The organism is Streptomyces flavalbus, from assembly GCF_042674625.1.
GTDB lineage: Bacteria > Actinomycetota > Actinomycetes > Streptomycetales > Streptomycetaceae > Streptomyces > Streptomyces flavalbus.
Genome location: NZ_JBHTEB010000001.1, coordinates 5,045,529 through 5,063,672, shown reverse-complemented (window position 1 = coordinate 5,063,672; position 18,144 = coordinate 5,045,529). Strand labels below are relative to the sequence as shown.

Here is an 18,144-nt window from a genome sequence, read left to right as displayed (position 1 = left end):
GTAGCGGCTCGGGTGCCGGTCGCGATGGGAGAACCGTACGGCCGGGGGGTCGGGTTGGCGGAGGGTCCCTGGGCCCAAAGGCGGGCCCAATCTTGCTCGCGCATGGGTCAGCCCACCTCTCGCCGGGAGCCGGGGGCCGTGCCCAGCCACTTCGCGGCGGCCTCGGCGCGGCTGGTGCTGTGGAGCTTGGCGAAGATGCGGTTGATGTGGTTCTTGACCGTCTTCTCGCTGATGAAGCACGCGGCGGCGATCTGCTGGTTGGTCATGCCGGACGCGATGAGGTCCATGATCTCCGCCTCCCTCGTGCTGAGCTGGAACCGCGACCGGTCCGGGAGGCCGCCCGTCCACCCCGCGGTCCCCGACGATGACTGTCTCATATCACGTTGCATTTGCGAAAGGTTTTGTGCAGGAACACTTACGTGCATCTGCCGCGCGGTGTCGGGTTTTTCCCGCGAATCATCTTCCGGCCTCCCCATTTGAGGTTGCGCCAGCAACGCCCCCGCCGCCGTCGGAGTGAAGTGCGGTCTGCCCCGCCTGACGTCCCGTACCGCCGTCACCAGTTGGTCCGCCGTGAACTCGCCGTGGACCAGGTAGCCGCCCGCCCCCCTCCGCAGCGCCTCCCGCACGATCTCCGACTCTCGGCTGTACGTCAGCATCACGACCGGGGCGACGCGGACCAGGTACGGCAGGGCTGAGATGCCGTCGACGCCGGGCATCCGGACGTCGAGGAGGATCACGTCGGGGCGGTGGGCCTCGGCGGCGGCGCAGGCGGCGCGGCCGTCCGCCGCCTGCGCCACGACCGTGATGTCCGGGCGGCCGGAGAGCAGCGCCGTCAGGCCCGCCCGTACCACCGGGTTGTCGTCGGCCACCACCACGCGCAGGGACGGCGACGGCGGCGGCACGGGATCGGAGGGCGCGGGGCCGGGGTGGGGCGAGTTGGCCGTCATCGGCCGCCTCCTCTCAAGTCGGGGGTGGGGGTGCGCAGGGCCGCCAGCGGGAGGTCCAGGCGGACCTCCGTGCCCGTCGCGTGGGCGCCCTTGCCGATGCGGATGCGGGCGCCCACCGACGCCGCCCGTTCCACCATGCCGACCACGCCGAAGTGACCGGTCCTGCGCAGGTGTTCGAGCGTGGTGCCCTCGGGCAGGCCCCGTCCGTCGTCGTGGACGCTGATGCGGAGCAGGTCGCCACACACGCCAGCGGTGACGTCCACCCGGGTCGGGTCCGCGTGGCGGTGGGCGTTCTCCATGGCCTCCGCGGCGATGGTGAGGAGTTGGCGGGCCAGCGCCGGGGGGACGGGAGGGATCGCCTGGTCGCCCGTGGGGCGGTACACCGCCGGGACGCCCGTACGGGCCGTGAAGTCCGCCGTGCGCGCCGCCAGTTCCCGCAGCACGTCCGTGCCCTGGGCCGGGTCCGACTCGCGGCGCAGGTCGGCCAGGAGTTCCCGGGACTCCGCCGCCGCCCTGCGCGCCGAGCGGGCCACCAGGTCCGCCTGCTGGCGCAGGGACGCGGGGTCCGTCGTGTCGGCGGAGGCCGCGAGGCCCTCCGCGGCGAGCGCCACGCCGTGCAGCGTCTTCGCCACCGAGTCGTGCATCTCGCGCGCCAGCCGCGCCCGTTCCGCCGCGATCGCCTCCGCCACCGCCAGCCGCGCCTGCACCGTCGTCAGCGCCCGCGTCGCCTCGCCGAAGCGCAGCATCAGGTTGCGCAGCGTCGAGCCGACCGCGCCCGCGATCACGCACAGGCCGGGCAGCAGCAGCGCCTCCGCCACCGACGGGTCCGTCCCCCGCGCGTCCCTGAGCGTGGCGTGGACCAGCAGGAGGATCAGTGACTGGAGCGACGCGAACGCCGCCGCGCCCCGCCAACTGTAGAGCAGGCCCGCCAGCAGGGGAGTCGTCACGGAGACGTAGGCCAGGGTCGTGTCCGGGCCCGCCGAGACCAGCAGCAGGGAGCCGAAGAGGGTGTCCACGGCCAGCAGGGTGGGGTGGCGCAGGAGGAGCGGGCCGAAGCGTTCCCAGTCGCGGAACAGGACGTACGACACCATGAACGTGGTGACGACAGCGGCGCCGACGAGCCAGGCGGCCAGGCCCGGGGCCGCGTTGAGCAGGGCGGCGGGGGCGGCCAGGGCGATCATCGCCAGGCGGAACCCGAAGACCTGGCGGCACATCGCCTGGAGGGCGTTTATCTGGAGGTTCAGGGTCGGGGGCGGGTTCGGGGGCGGGTTCCGGTTCGGGTCCGGGTTCCGGTTCGGGTTCGGGGCCGGGTTCCGTTTCTGCGGGTCGTCCGGCGGCCGCGGTGCCCCCCGCGGAGCCGGGACGTCCGACCCACCCGGGGTGCCCGGGGCACCCGGCGCGTCCTCGTCCGACGTCTGCCAGGTCGGCATCGTGCGCACCCGCCCCCCTACTCACCCGTGATCGAGCCGAAGTCCGTGCCCGAGCCGAGCAGCAGGCCCGCGCCGAGGAGGATCAGCGTGGCCGGGACCATGAAGGTCGTGATCATCATCGTGGCCTTGGGGACCGCGCGGGCGGCCTTGCGGCGGGCGTTCTGGGCGTCCGTACGGCGCATGTCCTTGGCCAGGGAGACCAGGGTGTCGACGATGGGCGCGCCCAGTTCCTCGCCCTGCTGGAGGGCGGAGACGAACATGGCGACCTGCTCGGAGTCGTTGCGGCGGCGCAGTTCCGCGAACGCCTGGCGGCGGCTCATGCCGAGGTCCATCTGGCGCAGGGTGATGCGCAGTTCGTCGGCCCAAGGGCCCTCGTAGCGGGAGGAGACGCGGTCCAGTGCCTGGCGGAAGCCGAGGCCCGCGCTGACGACGACCGCCAGGACGTCCAGGAAGTCCGGGAGGGTGCGTTCGATCTCGTCCTTGCGGACCCGGATCGCCGACCAGATGCCCACCTCCGTCCAGAACGCGCCGAACGCGAGCAGCAGCAGCGCGACCAGGTACTGGCCGCGGAGGAGGAAGACCAGCGCGCCCACGCCGCCCAGGGCGCCGTAGACGGCGCGGCGGGCGGCGTAGCGGTCGATGGTCAGGCCGCCGGGGTTGCCCGCGAGGTCTATCTTGCGGCGGTACTTGGCGACCTGTTTCGGGCCCATCATGCGCAGTACGGCGGGGGCGTACCGCATTCCCACGCGGTCGACGACGGAGTCGACCGCGCCGGTGCGGGTGGCGCCGACCTCCAGGGCGAGGGCGAGGTCGCTGGGCAGCTTGGTGTCCGCCCGGTACATGCGGACGCCCGCGAAGACGCCGTAGACCGCGAGGCCCATCAGCAGGGCCAGCAGGAGTGCCATCGGTGAGTCGACCTCCCCGGCTCAGACGTCGATGCGGGACAGGCGGCGGATGAGGACGAAGCCGACCGCGTACAGGGCGAAGGCGACGATCACGGCGCCCTGCCCGACCGGCGAGCCGGTCATGCGGTCGAGGGCGCCGTCCTTCACGCCGTTCATCAGGAACAGGGAGCCGATGCCCATGACCGGGACGGCGTACGAGGTCATGTTGACCTGCGAGAGCTGGGTCCGTACCTCGCGGCGGGTCTCCTTGCGCTCCTCCAGGGTCTCGGTGAGGTTGCGCAGCGCGGCGACGACCTGACCGCCCGCCCGGTTGGACAGGACGAGGGTGGTGACGAGGACGACCAGTTCGCGGGAGGGCAGCCGGTCGGCGAGTTCGCCGAGGGCGTCGTCCATGGAGGCGCCGAGGGCGAGCTGGTGGGCGACCTTGGCGAGTTCCTCCCCGGCCGGGGCCTCCAGCTCCTCCGCCGCCATGCCGATCGCGGTGCGCAGGGCGAGGCCCGCCTGGGTGGCGTTGGCCAGGATGCGGGCGAGTTCGGGGAGCTGGTTGATGAACCGCTCGATGCGCTTCTGGCGCTGCCAGTTCAGGAACTGCGTCGCCGCCCAGACGCCGAGCAGCCCGGCGATCGGGCCGAAGAAGGGCGCCAGGGTGGCGTGGCCGACCAACCACAGCCCCGCCACCGTGATCAGCATCGCGGCGAAGAACTCGCCCGGCGTGACGTCCAGGCCGGTGGCCGCCAGGCGCAGTTCCAGGCGCCTGCCGAAGCGGGTGCGGCGCACTCGGCGGTCCAGGTCCCGGAAGTAGCGTCGGCGGCCGACGACGGCCACCTGGCCGGTCGCGGAGAGCCGGTCGATCAGGGCCTGGCGCTGGGCCCTGCCCATGGCGTAGGCGTGGCTGCCGACCACGGCCAGGACGCAGGCCAGCAGGGTGATGCCGGTGGTGAGGGTGACCAGGGTGTCGAGTTCCATGGGGCGGGTCCTACTTACCTGCTTCTCGGGCGGCCAGTTGGGCGGCGGACTGGGCGACGCCGAAGGCCGGGGGGATGGGCTGGCCCGCCAGGTAGAGGCGGTCCGCGACGCGGCGGGGCAGGGGGAAGTGCTGGAAGGCGCCGTACACCCGGCCGTCGGCGGCCATCGGCTGGGCGGCGAAGCGGGCGACGGTGGCCAGCCGGTACGGCTCACCGCCGTGGCTGTCGAGCAGGGCGACCTCGGTGACCCGGCGGGCGCCGTCGGCGAACCGGGTGAGCTGGACGATGACGTCCACCGCGCTGTTGATCTGGTCGTGCAGGGCGACGAAGGGGACCTCGACGTCCGACATCGAGGCCAGCGTCTGGAGCCGCATCAGGGCGTCCTCGGCGCTGTTGGCGTGCACGGTGGCCAGGGAGCCGTCGTGGCCCGTCGACATGGCCTGGAGCATGTCCAGGGACTCGCCGCCGCGGACCTCACCGACCACGATGCGGTCGGGGCGCATCCGCAGGGAGTTGCGGACCAGGTCGCGGATGGTGACCTGGCCCTTGCCCTCGACGTTCGGCGGGCGGGACTCCAGGCGGATGACGTGGGCCTGCTGGAGCTGGAGTTCGGCGGAGTCCTCGATGGTGATGATGCGTTCCCGGTCGGGGATCAGACCGGAGAGGGCGTTCAGCAGCGTCGTCTTCCCGGTGCCGGTGGCGCCCGAGACGATGATGTTGAACTTCGCCTGCACCAGCCCGGCGAGCAGGTACAGCATGTGCTCGTCCAGCGAGCCGAACTCGATCAGTTCCTGGAGGGTGAAGGAGCGCGGGAAGCGGCGGATGGTGAGGGTGGCGCCGGTCAGGGACAGCGGCGGGATGATGACGTTGACGCGCTCGCCGGAGGGGAGGCGGGCGTCGACCATCGGGTTGGACTCGTCGACGCGGCGGTTGACCGTGGAGACGATGCGTTCGATCGTCTGCATGAGCTGGTCGTTGGACGCGAAGCGCAGCGGGAGCTGCTCCACCCGGCCGCCGCGCTCCACGAAGATCGCGTCCGGGCCGTTCACCATGATCTCGGTGATCGAGGCGTCCTCCAGGAGCGGTTCCAGGATGCCGAGGCCGAGCGCCTCGTCGACCACCCTGCGGATGAGCTGGGAGCGCTCGGCCGTCGACAGCACCGGGCCCTCGCGGCTGATGATGTGCCCGAGCACCCGCTCCAGCCTGGCCCGGCGCTCCGCCGCCGCCAGCGCGCTCATCTCCGCGAGGTCGATCTCCTCCAGGAGCTTGGCGCGGTAGGAGGCGACCAGGTGGCCGTCCTCGCCCCGGTGGCCGTTCTCCTCGGGGGAGTTGATGCGTGCCCGCAGGCTCATCTGCCGTACTCCTCACGCCTCGTTCAGTCGTCCGACGGCATGGTCGCGGTCTTGGTGGCGGGGCCGAAGTCCCAGCCGGGGACGACGGAGGGGATCCGGACGGTGGCGGTCACCGTCACCTCGTCGCCCAGGTCGGTCGCCGCGCAGCCCGTGCCGTCCGCCAGCCAGGAGCTGACCGCGCCCTGGCAGGTCTGCTGCACCGGGCCGTCCAGGGAGGCGCTACGCGCGCCCGCGCGGGCCGCCGTGCCCGCCTGCTGGGCGGTGTAGGCGATGATCCCGAGTTGGACGCCCGCCAGGGCGACGACGAGGAGGATGGGCAGGAACCCCAGGTACTCGATGGCGACCTGCCCCCGGTCCCGACGTCCACGGCCGCGCCGTCCCCCGTCCCGGGGTCCCTGGTCTCGCGGTCTCCCAACCCGGGGTCCCCGGTCTCGCGGTCCTGGCTCTCCCCGTCCCCCGCCCAGCGGTCCCGGGCCCCGCCGTCCCCGGTCCCACCGTCCCCGGTCATACGTCATCTCAGTCCCCCGTCTCCTCTACGACGGCCCCCGCGTGGCCCGTGACCTCGAAGGGGAAGCCGATCGCGCCCGGGAAGAGCACCGGCACCCGCAGCCGCACCTCGGCGGTCACCATGCCGCCGCTCTCGCCGCAGGACACGCTCGCTCCCCCCTCCCACGCGCCCGGCAGGTCCGCCATGCCCGCCCGCTGGCAGGCGCCCTGCCGGTCCTCCGCCGCCGTGCCCGCCCGAACCGCCTCGTCAGCAGCGTTCCCCGCGAGCGTGAAGGTGTACCCCACAAGGACGAACTGCCACAGCAGCACCAGTGTGAGCAGGATCAGCGGGGTCATGCCCAGGAACTCGATGGCGACCTGGCCCCGGTCCCTCTCCGTGCGCCCGACGGGCCTCCACATCCCTAACCCCCTCCGTCCCTGCGCCGCCGGAACACCAGGGAACCCCGGTCGCCGCCGCCCCGGCCCGTCCGCCGCCGCCCTTCCCGGCGGCGCCCTCCGGTGCCTTGACGAGGCCGAGTTCGCCCGCGAGGGCCCACAGGGCCTGCTTGACCACGCCCCGGTTGTCGAGTTCGTGCAGGCGTCCGGCGTCCACGGCGCCCTGGAGTTCCTTGAAGTTGGCGGGGACGGCGGTCGCGGCCACCGCGGTGCCGGTGATCTTGCGGATCAGCGGCGGCTGGATCTCCGTACCCCGGGTGTGGCGGTTGACGACGACGGTGGTCTCCTCGGCCTTGCGGATCTGGAGCCGGTCCCACATGCGGACCATGCGCTTGGCGCCGCGCACGGCGACCACGTCGGGCGTGGTGACGAGGACCGCCGTGTCGGCCATCTCCACGGCCGCCGCGCTCCCGCCGCTCATCTGGGCGCCGCAGTCGATGACGACCAGCTCGTAGCGGGAGCGCAGGGCGCTGACGATCTGCCGGGCGGCCCGGTCGGTGACCTCCTCGCCGCGTTCGCCCTCGCCGGGCGCGAGCAGCAGGGCCACGCCGGTGTCGTGCCGGAAGACGGCGTCGGCGAGGACGCGCGGGGAGATGTCGTTGATGGCGGCCAGGTCGACCACGGAGCGGCGGAACTGGACGTCCAGGTAGGAGGCGATGTCGCCGGACTGCAGGTCCATGTCGACGAGGGCGGTGGCCCGCCCGGACGCCTGCGCGGCGAGGGCGAGCTGGATGGCGGTGAGGGTGGCGCCGACGCCGCCCTTGGCGCCGCTGACGGTGACGACGGTGCCGCCGACGCCGGTGAAGACGTCACCGCCGTGCCCGAGGTGGCGGCGTACGCCGACGGACCACTGGGCGACGGCCTGGACGCGGTGGGCGAGTTCCTCGTAGCTGAGCGGCAGGGTGACCAGGCCGCGGGCGCCGGAGTCCATGGCGGCGGAGAACAGGCCGGGGCTGGCGTCGGAGGTGACGAGGATGACGCCGACGGCGGGGAAGCGGAGCGCGACCTCGCGGATCAGCTCCAGGGCGGGGACGGGGCCGACGCGTTCGTGGACGATGACGACCTCGGGCAGTTCGTCGACGGACTCGGCGGCGAGCCGGGCGAGGGTGTCGACGAGCTGGGTGGAGTCGGCCGCCGGGGTCACCGGCTCGGCGTCCGGGAGCTGGCTGAGCAGGGTCGTGAGGGAACGGACCGCGTCCGCGTCGCCGACCGCCGGCAGGATCCTCGTGGGCATACGGACCTCTCACTTGTCCTTCGCGAGTTCGTACGTCCGGTCGGTCTCCGGGACGGTGGTGTCGGTGCCGGGGGCGACCAGGGCGAGCCGGACGCGCTGGGCGAACGACTCGGCGTACGTGATGCGCTGGGCGTCGATGGTGGACAGCGCGAAGGTGATCGGCACGGCGTCGGTGGGGCGGCCCCGGCTGTCCTCGTCGGGTTCGAGGGAGGTGAGCCTGCCGACGTCGAGGACGCGGGCGTTGGTGACGATGATCTTGGACTGGTCCGGGTCGCCCTCGCGCTCGCCCTCGAAGGTGGCGTAGACGTTGACCGTGGCGCCCGGGGTGATCTTGCCCGCCACGCCGGTCGCCGCGTCGATCATGATGGCGACCTCCTGCTCACCGGCCTTGAGCGCGGGCTGGTCCACGACCATGTCGTCCTGGAGGAGGGAGCCCTCGCGCAGGGTCGTCACCGCGATCTTGCCCTCGATCTTCCGCAGGTCGGTGACGGCGTTCTCCGACAGCCAGCGCTCGGGCATCTCGATCTTCTCGAACTGGCCCGTGGTGAGCGGCGTGTAGGGCGCGACGTCGCTCCGGACGCGGTAGGCGGTGACTTCGGGGCCGACCTTGGACTCCACGTCGTTGATGACGGAGAGGACGCCCGCGAAGGCGGCGAGGGCGCACAGGACGGACAGCAGCAGGAGGATCACGCCGCGGCGCTGACGGGAGTTCATGAACCGTACAACCTCATCGGGGATATCGGTCGAGCGGGCGGGAGAAGCAGGGGACGCCGAACGGGGGTTGGTCTCATCCGGCCGTGATCTGACGTTGTGGGGTGACCGGCGCCGTGGCGGAGCAGAAGACGCACCGGTCGCCGATGACGTCGATGCCGCACCAGTGGCAACTGCCCTGCCGTACCGAGGTGACGAGCTGGTAGAGGACCGACAGGTCGGGCAGGAAGGCGCAGAACTCGATGAGCCTGCCGGTCCCCCACCACACGGCGGACTCGGCGGGCGGCGCCACCTCGCGCACCCCCTGGACCCGCCAGGCAGGCGCGAGGGTGCCGGTGACCCAGTCGGACTGGAGCTGGCCCCGGGCGACCAGCAGCCAGGTGCCGAACTCGGGCCCGGCGAGGCGGGCTTCGGGGCCGACGCGGACGAGCTGGGGCTCGGGGTGGGCGAGGACCCCGAACTGGCTGCCCGGCATCCAGGACTTGGCGTGCGACTTCAGGGTGACCGGGACCCGGTCGAGCCGGGCGACGGAGCCGAGGAGGGCGCCGGAGTGGAGGTAGTGGGTGAGCAGCCGTCCGGCGGAGGCGAGGACGCCGGGGGACAGGTCGCAGGAGGCGAGCTGCCGTAGTTGGCGGGCGAGGACGGCGATGCCGAGGGGTGGCAGCTCCGGGCGGAAGAGGGCGATCCGGTCGCTCTCCAGGATGGACCGTACGGTGTGCAGCCGCCGTTCGACGGCGGCGGGGACGGCCTGGGAGCAGACGACGATCACATGTCCGTGCTGCTCGATGAGGGACACCATTTCGGCCAGCACCTGCTCCAGCGGGCGCTTGTCGACGTCCTGGAGGACGACGGCGGGCATGGTCCGCTCGTCCTGTGGCGGCAGCGCCATGTCGGCGCTGGTCACGGCAATGGCAGTTGGCACGCGCAGCTCCCCGATTCCCCATGCCCGGCGGCCTCGCCGTGATCACTCGGGCGGCCTTGGACGACTTCACTGCGTGACTACCTCAGCACTGTATCCACGCCTGTATGACCGGAGAACAGCGTTTCTGTAGCTGTGGGACAACTGGCGTTGCACAAGACACGTCAAATCGGGGCACGGCGACCATCCCGCTCCCTCCGGATGGCGTACGAGCGGGTCACGGCGGTTGACGACGGGCCCCTCCCGGCGACTTGGCCGACAGCCACCCGAACATCTCCCGAACACCTCCCGGAGGCCCCTCCAGGCGTCCGAAAAAGGGCTGTTGCGCTCAGGATTCCGGCTGCCCGAGTTGGTCTGGACCTCTTGACAACTCAATTGGCCTAGACCAACTTGTAGGCGCACGGTGGCCACCGTCGTCCGCAACGACCCCCACTCCCCCACCGGAGGCTCCAGTGGACCGCGCACGCAGACCCAGACGCCCCAGGAGCGGCCGGATACGACTCTGGTCCGGAGCCGTCACCGCCGCGCTCGCCCTCTCCCTCACCGGCGCCCAGCAGGCGTCCGCCGCTGACGTCAACAACGTCCGCAACGCGGGCTTCGAGTCGGGCCTCGCCAACTGGACCTGTTCCGCGGCCAGCGGGACGACCGTCTCCTCCCCGGTGCACGGCGGCACCGCCGCGCTGAAGGCGACCCCCGCCGGACAGGACAACGCCCGCTGCACCCAGACGGTCGCCGTCCGCCCCAACTCGACGTACTCGCTGAGCGCGTGGGTGCAGGGCGGGTACGCCTACCTGGGCGCCACCGGCACCGGCACCACGGACGTCTCCACCTGGACGCCGGACTCCGGGTCCTGGAAGCAGCTCACGACGACGTTCACCACCGGCGCCAGCACCACCTCCGTGACGGTCTACACGCACGGCTGGTACGGCCAGCAGCCCTACCTCGTCGACGACGTCTCGGTCTTCGGGCCCGACGGCGGCGGGGGCACCGACCCGGACCCGGTGGTCCCGGCCACCCCGACCGGCCTCGGCGTCTCCTCCACGACGGCCTCCTCGGTCTCCCTGCACTGGAACACCGTCTCCGGCGCGACCGGCTACAACGTCTACCGCAACGGCACCAAGGTGACGGCGGTGACCGGCACGTCCGCGACCGTGACCGGCCTCGCGGCGGCCACCTCGTACACCTTCCAGGTCACGGCGACCAACGCGGCCGGTGAGTCGCCGAAGTCGACGGCCGTGACGGGCACGACCACCACCAACCCGGGCGGCGGCACCGGCGTGCCCAAGCACGCGCTGACCGGCTACTGGCAGAACTTCAACAACGGGGCGACCGTGCAGCGCCTCGCCGACGTGCAGGCGCAGTACGACATCATCGCCGTCGCCTTCGCGGACGCCACCGCGACGCCGGGCGCCGTGACCTTCAACCTGGACTCGGCGGGCCTCGGCGGCTACACCGTGGACCAGTTCAAGGCCGACGTCCGCGCCAAGCAGGCGGCCGGGAAGAAGGTCATCATCTCGGTCGGCGGCGAGTTGGGCACGGTCCGCGTCGCGGACGCCACCTCGGCGGCGAACTTCGCCAACTCGGTGTACGCCCTGATGCAGGAGTACGGCTTCGACGGTGTCGACATCGACCTGGAGAACGGCCTCAACCCGACCTACATGTCCCAGGCGCTGCGGTCGCTGTCGCAGAAGGCGGGCCCGTCCCTGGTCCTGACCATGGCCCCGCAGACCATCGACATGCAGTCCACGTCCGGCTCGTACTTCCAGACGGCGCTGAACGTGAAGGACATCCTCACGGTCGTCAACATGCAGTACTACAACAGCGGCTCCATGCTGGGCTGCGACGGCAAGGTGTACGCGCAGGGCTCGGTGGACTTCCTCACCGCGCTCGCCTGCATCCAGCTGGAGGGCGGACTCGCCCCGTCCCAGGTCGGCATCGGCGTCCCCGCCTCGACGCGGGGCGCGGGCAGCGGCTACGTCTCGCCGACCGTGGTGAACAACGCCCTGGACTGCCTGGCCCGGGGCACCAACTGCGGCACGTTCAAGCCGTCCCGGACCTACCCCGACCTGCGCGGCGCCATGACCTGGTCGACGAACTGGGACGCGCTGGCCGGTAACGCCTGGTCCAACGCGGTCGGCCCGAAGGTGCACGGGCTGCCGTAACCGCGGGGCTCGAACTGACGGCCGGTGCGTCGGCGGACGCACCGGCCGTCGTCGTGCGCGGCCGTCGGCCGTCGGCCCTCCTCGAAGGGACGTGAAACATTTCCCGGGTCCCACCGCATCAATGAGGTGTCAGGACAGCAACGTGAGTGGGGCGGGGAGAGCTACGTATGAGACAGGCGCGGGCCGATGAGTACGCGGAGTTCGCGGCGCTGCGGGCCGGGCACCTGTACCGGTCGGCCTGTCTGCTCACCGCCGGGGACACCCACATGGCCGAGGACCTGGTCCAGGAGACCCTCGGGCGGCTCTACGTGAGCTGGCACCGGGTGAGCAGGGCCGGTAACCCGGCCGGGTACGCCCAGACCGTCCTCACCCGTACGTTCCTCGCGCAGAAGCGGCGGCGCGCCAGCACCGAGCGGTCCACCGACGTCCTGCCGGAGTCGGCGGACCCCGGCAGCGGGGACGCGGCGCTGCGGCTGACGCTGCTGGACGCGTTGGCCCGGCTGTCCGCGAAGGACCGGGCCGTGGTGGTGCTGCGCTACTGGGAGGACCGCAGCGTCCAGGAGACCGCCGACGTCCTGCACGTCAGCTCGGCCGCCGTGCGGACCCGGTGCGTGCGCGCGCTGGCCCGGCTGCGGGAGCTGCTGGGCGAGGACCTCGGCGAGTTCGCCGCCGCCTGAGCCGGACCGGCCCGCCCCTCCCCCGACTTTCCCTCCTTCTCATCTCACCTTCGTGAAAGGGTGGTTCGCCATGCCCGTACGACACGACGAGGACTCCGCCGACCCCTTCGAGGGGCGGCTCGGGGCCGCCCTGCGTCAGGCCGGTGACGGCTTCGCGACCGACGGGGCCGCGCTGGTCACCGCCGGGCAGGCGCGGGGCCGACGGCTGCGGCTGCGGCGCCGGGCCGCGGTGCTCGGCGGCGCGGCCTCCCTCACCCTGGTCGGGGTGGGCGGGGCGCTGGTCCTGCCCGGCTCGGGCGGCGGCGGTGACGGCGCGAGCGGGGCCTCCCCCGCCGCCAGCGCGCAGCGGGCCGCCGCCACCGACGCGCCCGTCACCGCGGAGGCCATGCTCACCACGCTGCGGTCGCTGCTCCCCGAGGGGGACGTCAGCCAGGAGCGGAGCGGCGACGGTTCGCAGGGCAGCGCCTTCGCCACCGTGGTCTTCGACGACGGCCAGGGCGGCGGCGCCGTCGCCGTCAGCGTCGACCGGTTGCAGCCGGGCGGCGACGACGCCGACCAGATGACGGCCTGCCCCGACAAGACGGCCGTCGCGTACGACTCCTGCGACTCCACCGAGCTGGGGGACGGCTCGGCGCTGATGCTGATGCAGGGGTACGAGTATCCGGACCGCCGCGTCGACACCAAGCTGTGGCGGGCCGACCTCGTCACGCCCGAGGGGTACCACGTCAGCGTCAACGAGTGGAACGCCGAGGCGGAGAAGGACGCGCCGGTCACCCGGCCGGAGCCGCCGCTGACCCTGGCGCAGTTGCGGACGATCGCCACCGCCGACGCCTGGCGGGCCGCCGCCGCGTCGCTGCCGGAGAACCCCAAGGGCGTCCCGGACGACGGCGGGACCCGGCCGGAGGTGCCGCCGGTGACCGGGCCGCCCGTCCTCCAGGTGCTCACCGACCTGCTGCCCGACGGGGTCGAGGTGGTGTCCCAGGAGGGCGGCGACAGCGTCGAGTACGGCTATGTGATCGTCGACGACGGCGACGGCCGCAGCCTGGTGTCGGTGCAGGTGCAGACCGGCATGGCCGACGTGGCGGGCGACCTGTTCGGCCCCGACGACGAGACCCTGGGCGACGGCACGCGGGTCGCGGAGCGGCAGCGTCCCGGCGAGAAGGGCGGTGCGGGCGTGGTCTGGTGGAGCGTGGACACCCTGCGGCCGGGACCGAACGGCGAGCGCGTGATCGTCGACGCCTTCAACAGCGAGGCGCAGCACACCGCGGCCACCCGGGAGGAGCCCGCCCTGACGATGGCGCAGCTCCGGGAGATCGCCCTCGACCCGCGCTGGTTCAACTGAGTCAGCCGAGGAAGTCCGACCAGGGCTGGTCCCAGACCTGCTTCACGCACAGCACCAGGAACAGCAGCCCCGCCACGGCGAGCATGGCGTTGCTCAGCCGCCCGTTGCGCCACTCGGCCGGGGTGCGGGCGGAGTTGAGCAGCCACACCAGGGTGAGGGCGAGGAACGGCATGAAGGCGGCACCGAGGACGCCGTACACGATGACCAGGCGGAACGGCTGACCCTGGAAGAGCAGCACGATCGGCGGGAAGGTCAGCCAGAGCAGGTAGGCGCGGAACGGCCAGGAGCGTTCGCGGGCGCCGGAGGCGATCTCCGCGCCGCGCGCCGCCGCCCGGCCCCGGTAGCGGGCGACGAAGTCGGCGAACATCAGGCTGACCCCGTGCCAGACGCCGATGAGGGAGGTGAAGGAGGTGGCGAAGAAGCCGATCAGGAAGAACTTGGCGGTGGCGGTGCCGTACTCGTCGGCCAGGATGTCCCCGAGCTGGACGAGGCCCTGGTCGCCGCCCGCCAGGGCGACGCCCGCGGCGTGCAGCAGTTCCGCGCCGACGACGAGCATGGCGACGACGAAGACGCCGGTGGTGGCGTAGGCGACCCGGTTGTCCAGCCGCATCACCTTCATCCAGCCGGTGTCGGTCCAGCCCTTGGCGTTGACCCAGTAGCCGTACGCGGCGAGGGTGATGGTGCCGCCGACGCCGCCGATCAGGCCGAGGGTGTTGAGGACGGAGTCGTTCTCGTCGGGCAGGACGGGCAGCAGCCCGGCGAGCAGGTCGGGGAGGTTCGGGGTGACGCGGACCGCGAGGGAGACCGTGACCACGAACATCACGCCGACGAGGACGGTCATGACCTTCTCGAAGACGGCGTACTTGTTGAACCAGACGAACACCAGTCCGGCCAGGCCGCAGGCGACGCCCCACCACTTGAGGTCCAGCACGTCCGGGAACAGCGCCTGGAGCGGCAGCGCGCTGGACGACATCGCCGCGGCGCCGTACACGAAGCCCCACACGACGACGTAGACGACGAAGAAGTACGTCGTCCAGCGGCCGAGGCTGGCCCAGCCGTCGAAGAGGGTGCGGCCGGTGGCGAGGTGCCAGCGGCCCGCCGCCTCGGCGAGGGAGATCTTCACCAGGCAGCCGAGGACGGCGGCCCACAGCAGGGTGTAGCCGAAGCGGCTGCCCGCGATCAGGGTGGCGACCAGGTCACCGGCGCCGACCCCGGTCGCGGCGACGACGATGCCGGGGCCGATGTGCCGCCAACTGGACCTGCGGGGCGCGGGGTCGGGGTCGGTGGCCGCTCCGGTCGCCTGGGGGTTGCCCGTGGTGTCCGCCATGGGCTCAAGAAAGCGGAAGGCGGCGGCCCGGGCAAGAGGACGTACGGCGATCCGGGTGATCTCCGCACGCCCTCCACCTCGCGCCGGGCGCGCGGGCCACGACTGTCACCGTCCGCAGCCGTCGCCCGCGCAGGTGCCGAGTTCGAACCACACGGTCTTGCCCGGCCCGTCCTGGTGGCAGCCCCAGCGCCGGGCCAGCGCGGAGACCAGGAACATGCCCCGACCGCTCTCGGAGGCGCCCGCGTCGAGCACCTGCGGGGTGCGGCGGCCCGCGTCGGCGACCTCGCAGCGCAGCACGCCGTGCGCGGCGCTCAGGGTGAGCTGGAAGCGGCTGGCGGAGTGCAGCAGGGCGTTCGTGGCCAGCTCGCTGACCAGCAGCTCCGCGGTGTCGACGGTGTCGCCCCGGTCGGCGAGCCCCCATTCCTCCAACCGTCTGCGCACCTCCGCGCGGGCCTCGCGCACGGCGGAGGGGCGGGGGTCGTACTCAACGCTCGCATGACCCGCCCCCAGCGGAGGCTGGGGGTAGGCGGGGGCTGGTGCGGACATGGGAGTCCCTGTCGGTAGGAGGGGCGGGGCGACCGGCGGCCCCGTCGCGGCGCTGACCGCGTTCACACTCTCCCCACCCCTCACATATATGCACGCCTCCATCACCCCACCGGGTGCTCTTTGCCGCACACCCCGCCGGGTCCGGGGTGCGCGCGTACACTGCGCGGCTTATTTGCGGAGGGTTCGCGCCACCCGGCCGTCTCGCCCTCTTGACCTGCTCATGCCAGTCCCGCGACCCTGAGCGCCAGCACCAGCACGTCGCAGAAAGCAGCACCCCCCGCTCCACTCCCTCCCCACTTCCGGAGACCCCGGAACACCTGGAGTTCTTAGGAGACTTCATGCGACTTCGCATCCGCGGCTCAGGGGCCCGCCCCGGCAGACGCACCGCCGCCCTGGCCGCCCTCGCGGCCTTCGCGCTCGCCGCTCCCCTCGCCGTCACCGCGACCGACGCCACCGCGTCCGGCGCGGCACGCCCCACGGCCTCGGCGGACGACATCCGCCAGTACGAGGTCCACCTGCACTCCGACGCCAAGTCCCGCACGGCCCTGGCGCGCACCGGCGTCTCCATCGACGAGGTGCACGGCCACGGCGTGGTCGTCTCCGGCCGCGCCGACCAGATCCGCGAGCTGCGCGCCCTCGGCTACGACGTCACCGCCCTCGGCGAGGTCCCGGACCGGTCGTCGGCCGCCGACGACATCCGGCTCTACGACTTCCCGTCGGCCGACTCCCGCTACCACAACTACGCGGAGATGACGAGCGAGATCAACTCGATCGTCTCGGCGAACTCCTCCATCGCCAGCCAGCGGGTCATCGGCACCTCCTACCAGGGCCGCAACATCGTCGCCATCAAGATCAGCGACAACGTCGGCGCCGACGAGGCCGAGCCCGAGGTGCTGTTCACCCACCACCAGCACGCCCGCGAGCACCTCACCGTCGAGATGGCGCTCTACCTGCTGCGCGAGCTGACCAGCGACTACGGCACCGACTCGCGCGTGACCAGCATGGTGAACAACCGCGAGATCTGGATCATCCCCGACCTCAACCCGGACGGCGGCGAGTACGACATCGCCTCCGGCTCCTACCGCTCCTGGCGCAAGAACCGCCAGCCCAACTCCGGCTCCTCCTACGTCGGTACGGACCTCAACCGGAACTGGAACTACCAGTGGGGCTGCTGCGGCGGCTCCTCCGGCTCGACGTCGTCGGAGACCTACCGCGGCTCGGCGCCCGAGTCCGCGCCCGAGGTGCGGGTCGTCGCCAACTTCGTGCGCAGCCGCGTCGTGGGCGGCAAGCAGCAGATCACCGCGGGCGTCGACTTCCACACCTACAGCGAGCTGGTGCTCTGGCCGTTCGGCTACACCTACTCCGACACCACCACCGGCATGACCGCCGACGACCGCAACGCGTTCGCGACGGTGGGCCAGAAGATGGCGGCCAGCAACGGCTACACGCCCGAGCAGTCCAGCGACCTCTACATCACGGACGGGTCGATCGACGACTACCTCTGGGGCGCGCACAAGATCTTCGGGTACACCTTCGAGATGTACCCGCGCTCCAGCTCCGGCGGCGGCTTCTACCCGCCCGACGAGGTGATCGACCGGGAGACCTCACGCAACCGGGACGCCGTCCTCCAACTCCTGGAGAACGCGGACTGCATGTACCGCTCCATCGGCAAGCAGGCGCAGTACTGCGCCTAGTCGACCGGTTGCTCGGCGTCGTCCTCGAAGTACGCGTCGAGGACGGCGTCCAACTGCTCGTCCCACTCCTTGAAGCGGCTCCTGGCCGGTGCCTCGATCTCGATCGGGTACCAGCGCCGGTCAGGGGTGTGCACGGTGACGGTGTACCGCTTGCCGAAGCGGCCGGTCTCCGTCTCCACCGCGCCGATCTCGTCCCAGCGGAACTCACACGCCTGGTCGTCCAGGGAGAGTCGTACGCCCTTGTGGTCGGCGACGATCCGGGCCCGGCGGTCGGCGGCCTCGAAGACGGGGCCGTCGACGGCCTCCTCGTCGACCGCCTCTTCCTCGGCCGCTTCCGGCTCGGCCGCCTCGGGGGCCTCGGGGGCCTCGTCCCGCGCGGACTCGTCGGCCTGCTCGGCCTGTTCGGCCTCCTCGGACACGGGTGCGGTGAGCCCGGGGACGAAGGCCGGGTCGAATCCGGCGCCTTCCAGGGGCTGGCTGCTCGAACCTATGCGCTGCTCCACAGCGGGCAGTATGGTCCAAGAACCTGTGCCGGTCACAGCCAGCCCCGGCATCGTTATACGAACATGCCCCGTCAGCCGAGCACGGCGAGCGCGTCGATCTCGACGAGCAGCCCCGCGGGCAGGCCGACGTACACGGTCGTCCGGGCGGCGGGCGGCTGGGTGAGGGCCTGCGCCTCGAAGTACGCGTCGTAGATGTCGTTCAGCTCCGCGAAGTGGGCGACGTCCGTGAGGTAGACGCGGATCATCACCACGTCGTCCCAGGACGCGCCGCCCTCCTCCAGGATCGCCTTGACGTTGGCGAGGGTCTGCAGGGTCTGCTCGCGCAGCGTCGGCCCGGCGGGGGTGGGCGGCCTGCCCTCCTCGGCGGGCAGGAAGCCGACCTGGCCCGCGACCTGGAGGATGTTGCCCTTGCGGACGCCGTGCGAGAACCGGGCGGGCGGGGTGGTGTGGGTCGACGGGGTGAGGGCGGTCTTCTCTGTCACGGTGGG

The 18,144-nt window shown here is 72.2% G+C and carries 17 protein-coding genes and 1 pseudogene; 4 read left to right on the top strand and 14 right to left on the bottom strand.

Features of this window, described 5'->3' with window-relative positions; all coding sequences use genetic code 11:
• Positions 1 to 107 precede the first annotated feature (107 nt).
• The 10 genes and pseudogenes from ACFQZ6_RS22940 to ACFQZ6_RS22895 form a co-directional block, all read right to left on the bottom strand.
• Positions 108 to 947: a response regulator gene (locus tag ACFQZ6_RS22940; RefSeq protein WP_381611983.1), complete on the bottom strand. Its 840-nt coding sequence runs from the start codon at positions 945 to 947 to the stop codon at positions 108 to 110.
• A complete protein-coding gene (locus tag ACFQZ6_RS22935; RefSeq protein ID WP_381611982.1) occupies positions 944 to 2,377 on the bottom strand; it encodes a sensor histidine kinase in 1,434 nt (477 codons plus the stop codon). The genes ACFQZ6_RS22940 and ACFQZ6_RS22935 overlap by 4 nt, the downstream gene beginning before the upstream one ends.
• A gap of 17 nt (positions 2,378 to 2,394) precedes the next feature.
• Complete coding sequence (locus tag ACFQZ6_RS22930) at positions 2,395 to 3,282, bottom strand: DUF5936 domain-containing protein (protein ID WP_381611980.1); 888 nt, start codon at positions 3,280 to 3,282, stop codon at positions 2,395 to 2,397.
• A 21-nt stretch (positions 3,283 to 3,303) separates the two neighbouring features.
• A complete protein-coding gene (locus tag ACFQZ6_RS22925; RefSeq protein ID WP_381611978.1) occupies positions 3,304 to 4,248 on the bottom strand; it encodes a type II secretion system F family protein in 945 nt (314 codons plus the stop codon).
• A 10-nt stretch (positions 4,249 to 4,258) separates the two neighbouring features.
• Positions 4,259 to 5,599: a CpaF family protein gene (locus ACFQZ6_RS22920; protein WP_381611976.1), complete on the bottom strand. Its 1,341-nt coding sequence runs from the start codon at positions 5,597 to 5,599 to the stop codon at positions 4,259 to 4,261.
• A 23-nt stretch (positions 5,600 to 5,622) separates the two neighbouring features.
• Positions 5,623 to 5,937 (bottom strand): TadE/TadG family type IV pilus assembly protein, encoded by a 315-nt coding sequence (locus ACFQZ6_RS22915; RefSeq protein WP_381618564.1) that lies wholly within the window; start codon positions 5,935 to 5,937, stop codon positions 5,623 to 5,625.
• A gap of 178 nt (positions 5,938 to 6,115) precedes the next feature.
• On the bottom strand, positions 6,116 to 6,505 hold the full coding sequence (locus ACFQZ6_RS22910) for a TadE/TadG family type IV pilus assembly protein (RefSeq protein WP_381611974.1): 390 nt from the start codon (positions 6,503 to 6,505) through the stop codon (positions 6,116 to 6,118).
• A 2-nt stretch (positions 6,506 to 6,507) separates the two neighbouring features.
• Positions 6,508 to 7,775 (bottom strand): annotated as a pseudogene (locus ACFQZ6_RS22905) (AAA family ATPase).
• A 9-nt stretch (positions 7,776 to 7,784) separates the two neighbouring features.
• Positions 7,785 to 8,489 (bottom strand): Flp pilus assembly protein CpaB, encoded by a 705-nt coding sequence (cpaB, locus tag ACFQZ6_RS22900; protein WP_381611972.1) that lies wholly within the window; start codon positions 8,487 to 8,489, stop codon positions 7,785 to 7,787.
• Between the two features lie 73 nt (positions 8,490 to 8,562).
• A complete protein-coding gene (locus ACFQZ6_RS22895; RefSeq protein ID WP_381618561.1) occupies positions 8,563 to 9,375 on the bottom strand; it encodes a hypothetical protein in 813 nt (270 codons plus the stop codon).
• 482 nt (positions 9,376 to 9,857) lie between these two features.
• Between ACFQZ6_RS22895 and ACFQZ6_RS22890 the strand changes: the two genes are divergently transcribed.
• The 3 genes from ACFQZ6_RS22890 to ACFQZ6_RS22880 all read left to right on the top strand — a co-directional run bounded on the left by ACFQZ6_RS22890 (position 9,858) and on the right by ACFQZ6_RS22880 (position 13,586).
• Complete coding sequence (locus ACFQZ6_RS22890; RefSeq protein ID WP_381611970.1) at positions 9,858 to 11,567, top strand: chitinase; 1,710 nt, start codon at positions 9,858 to 9,860, stop codon at positions 11,565 to 11,567.
• 167 nt (positions 11,568 to 11,734) lie between these two features.
• On the top strand, positions 11,735 to 12,244 hold the full coding sequence (locus tag ACFQZ6_RS22885) for a SigE family RNA polymerase sigma factor (RefSeq protein WP_381611968.1): 510 nt from the start codon (positions 11,735 to 11,737) through the stop codon (positions 12,242 to 12,244).
• 70 nt (positions 12,245 to 12,314) lie between these two features.
• A complete protein-coding gene (locus ACFQZ6_RS22880; RefSeq protein WP_381611966.1) occupies positions 12,315 to 13,586 on the top strand; it encodes a hypothetical protein in 1,272 nt (423 codons plus the stop codon).
• Between the two features lies 1 nt (position 13,587).
• Here the strand turns inward: ACFQZ6_RS22880 and ACFQZ6_RS22875 are convergent, their stop codons facing one another.
• Together ACFQZ6_RS22875 and ACFQZ6_RS22870 are read right to left on the bottom strand one after the other, a co-directional pair.
• Positions 13,588 to 14,913 (bottom strand): Nramp family divalent metal transporter, encoded by a 1,326-nt coding sequence (locus tag ACFQZ6_RS22875; protein WP_381611965.1) that lies wholly within the window; start codon positions 14,911 to 14,913, stop codon positions 13,588 to 13,590.
• A gap of 105 nt (positions 14,914 to 15,018) precedes the next feature.
• Positions 15,019 to 15,459, bottom strand: coding sequence for an ATP-binding protein (locus ACFQZ6_RS22870; protein WP_381611964.1), 441 nt, complete (start codon positions 15,457 to 15,459; stop codon positions 15,019 to 15,021).
• A gap of 338 nt (positions 15,460 to 15,797) precedes the next feature.
• Here ACFQZ6_RS22870 and ACFQZ6_RS22865 point away from each other — a divergent pair, with 338 nt between their 5' ends.
• Positions 15,798 to 17,153 carry a M14 family metallopeptidase gene (locus tag ACFQZ6_RS22865; protein ID WP_381611962.1) on the top strand — a complete coding sequence of 452 codons (1,356 nt, stop codon included), beginning with the start codon at positions 15,798 to 15,800 and terminating at the stop codon, positions 17,151 to 17,153.
• Here the strand turns inward: ACFQZ6_RS22865 and ACFQZ6_RS22860 are convergent.
• Together ACFQZ6_RS22860 and ACFQZ6_RS22855 are read right to left on the bottom strand one after the other, a co-directional pair.
• Positions 17,150 to 17,656: a hypothetical protein gene (locus tag ACFQZ6_RS22860; RefSeq protein WP_381611961.1), complete on the bottom strand. Its 507-nt coding sequence runs from the start codon at positions 17,654 to 17,656 to the stop codon at positions 17,150 to 17,152. The genes ACFQZ6_RS22865 and ACFQZ6_RS22860 overlap by 4 nt on opposite strands.
• A gap of 71 nt (positions 17,657 to 17,727) precedes the next feature.
• Positions 17,728 to 18,138 (bottom strand): RidA family protein, encoded by a 411-nt coding sequence (locus ACFQZ6_RS22855; RefSeq protein ID WP_381611959.1) that lies wholly within the window; start codon positions 18,136 to 18,138, stop codon positions 17,728 to 17,730.
• Between the last annotated feature and the right edge of the window lie 6 nt (positions 18,139 to 18,144).